Raw genomic sequence first — 2,854 nt, forward strand, 5'->3', positions numbered from 1 at the left:
ATAGGGACCGAACTGTCTCACGACGTTCTGAACCCAGCTCGCGTACCGCTTTAATGGGCGAACAGCCCAACCCTTGGGACCGACTACAGCCCCAGGATGCGATGAGCCGACATCGAGGTGCCAAACCTCCCCGTCGATGTGGACTCTTGGGGGAGATAAGCCTGTTATCCCCGGGGTAGCTTTTATCCGTTGAGCGATGGCCCTTCCATGCGGAACCACCGGATCACTAAGCCCGACTTTCGTCCCTGCTCGACTTGTAGGTCTCGCAGTCAAGCTCCCTTGTGCCTTTACACTCTGCGAATGATTTCCAACCATTCTGAGGGAACCTTTGGGCGCCTCCGTTACCTTTTAGGAGGCGACCGCCCCAGTCAAACTGCCCACCTGACACTGTCTCCCCGCCCGATAAGGGCGGCGGGTTAGAAGGTCAATACAGCCAGGGTAGTATCCCACCGATGCCTCCACCGAAGCTGGCGCTCCGGTTTCCAAGGCTCCTACCTATCCTGTACAAGCTGTACCAACATTCAATATCAGGCTGCAGTAAAGCTCCACGGGGTCTTTCCGTCCTGTCGCGGGTAACCTGCATCTTCACAGGTACTATAATTTCACCGAGTCTCTCGTTGAGACAGTGCCCAGATCGTTGCGCCTTTCGTGCGGGTCGGAACTTACCCGACAAGGAATTTCGCTACCTTAGGACCGTTATAGTTACGGCCGCCGTTTACTGGGGCTTCAATTCGCACCTTCGCTTACGCTAAGCGCTCCTCTTAACCTTCCAGCACCGGGCAGGCGTCAGCCCCTATACTTCGCCTTACGGCTTCGCAGAGACCTGTGTTTTTGCTAAACAGTCGCCTGGGCCTATTCACTGCGGCTCTCTCGGGCTTGCACCCTAACAGAGCACCCCTTCTCCCGAAGTTACGGGGTCATTTTGCCGAGTTCCTTAACGAGAGTTCTCTCGATCACCTTAGGATTCTCTCCTCGCCTACCTGTGTCGGTTTGCGGTACGGGCACCTCTCACCTCGCTAGAGGCTTTTCTTGGCAGTGTGGAATCAGGAACTTCGCTACTATAATTCGCTCGCCATCACAGCTCAGCCTTCACGGGAAACGGATTTGCCTATTTCCCAGCCTAACTGCTTGGACGCGGATATCCAATACCGCGCTTACCCTATCCTCCTGCGTCCCCCCATTGCTCAAATGGTGAGGAGGTGGTACAGGAATATCAACCTGTTATCCATCGCCTACGCCTTTCGGCCTCGGCTTAGGTCCCGACTAACCCTGAGCGGACGAGCCTTCCTCAGGAAACCTTAGGCATTCGGTGGAGGGGATTCTCACCCCTCTTTCGCTACTCATACCGGCATTCTCACTTCTAAGCGCTCCACAAGTCCTTCCGGTCTTGCTTCACAGCCCTTAGAACGCTCTCCTACCACTGTTCGAAGAACAGTCCGCAGCTTCGGTGATACGTTTAGCCCCGGTACATTTTCGGCGCAGAGTCACTCGACCAGTGAGCTATTACGCACTCTTTAAATGGTGGCTGCTTCTAAGCCAACATCCTGGTTGTCTAAGCAACTCCACATCCTTTTCCACTTAACGTATACTTTGGGACCTTAGCTGGCGGTCTGGGCTGTTTCCCTTTCGACTACGGATCTTATCACTCGCAGTCTGACTCCCAAGGATAAGTCATCGGCATTCGGAGTTTGACTGAATTCGGTAACCCGGTAGGGGCCCCTAGTCCAATCAGTGCTCTACCTCCGAGACTCTTACCTTGAGGCTAGCCCTAAAGCTATTTCGGAGAGAACCAGCTATCTCCAGGTTCGATTGGCATTTCACCCCTACCCACACCTCATCCCCGCACTTTTCAACGTGCGTGGGTTCGGGCCTCCATTCAGTGTTACCTGAACTTCACCCTGGACATGGGTAGATCACCTGGTTTCGGGTCTACGACCACGTACTCAATTCGCCCTATTCAGACTCGCTTTCGCTGCGGCTCCGCATCTTCTGCTTAACCTTGCACGGGATCGTAACTCGCCGGTTCATTCTACAAAAGGCACGCCATCACCCGTTAACGGGCTCTGACTACTTGTAGGCACACGGTTTCAGGATCTCTTTCACTCCCCTTCCGGGGTGCTTTTCACCTTTCCCTCACGGTACTGGTTCACTATCGGTCACTAGGGAGTATTTAGCCTTGGGAGATGGTCCTCCCGGATTCCGACGGAATTTCACGTGTTCCGCCGTACTCAGGATCCACTCAGGAGAGAACGAAGTTTTGACTACAGGGCTGTTACCTCCTATGGCGGGCCTTTCCAGACCTCTTCATCTACCTCGTTCCTTTGTAACTCCGTACAGAGTGTCCTACAACCCCAAGAGGCAAGCCTCTTGGTTTGGGCTGGTCCCGTTTCGCTCGCCGCTACTCAGGGAATCGCATTTGCTTTCTCTTCCTCCGGGTACTTAGATGTTTCAGTTCCCCGGGTCTGCCTTCTCATATCCTATGTATTCAGATATGGATACCACTCCATTACGAGTGGTGGGTTTCCCCATTCGGAAATCTCCGGATCAAAGCTTGCTTACAGCTCCCCGAAGCATATCGGTGTTCGTCCCGTCCTTCATCGGCTCCTAGTGCCAAGGCATCCACCGTGCGCCCTTTCTAACTTAACCGTTAAAAAGAATCACTACGTGATATCTTGCATTACTAATTGAATGTGAATTACTACTGTTATCTAGTTTTCAAAGAACACGTTGGTGGAGCCTAGCGGGATCGAACCGCTGACCTCCTGCGTGCAAAGCAGGCGCTCTCCCAGCTGAGCTAAGGCCCCAAAATGGTCGGGAAGACAGGATTCGAACCTGCGACCCCATGGTCCCAAAC

General features: G+C 53.6%; 1 tRNA gene and 1 rRNA gene. Both read right to left on the bottom strand.

Annotation, left to right across the window (positions count from 1 at the left end):
• Positions 1–2,646: ribosomal RNA gene (locus ACFUNE_RS37535) — 23S ribosomal RNA — on the bottom strand; the annotation flags it as partial.
• An 82-nt stretch (positions 2,647–2,728) separates the two neighbouring features.
• A tRNA-Ala gene (locus tag ACFUNE_RS37540) sits at positions 2,729–2,804 on the bottom strand.
• Positions 2,805–2,854: the final 50 nt, after the last annotated feature.

The organism is Streptomyces sp. NPDC057287 (assembly GCF_042667905.1).
Taxonomy (GTDB): Bacteria; Actinomycetota; Actinomycetes; order Streptomycetales; family Streptomycetaceae; genus Streptomyces.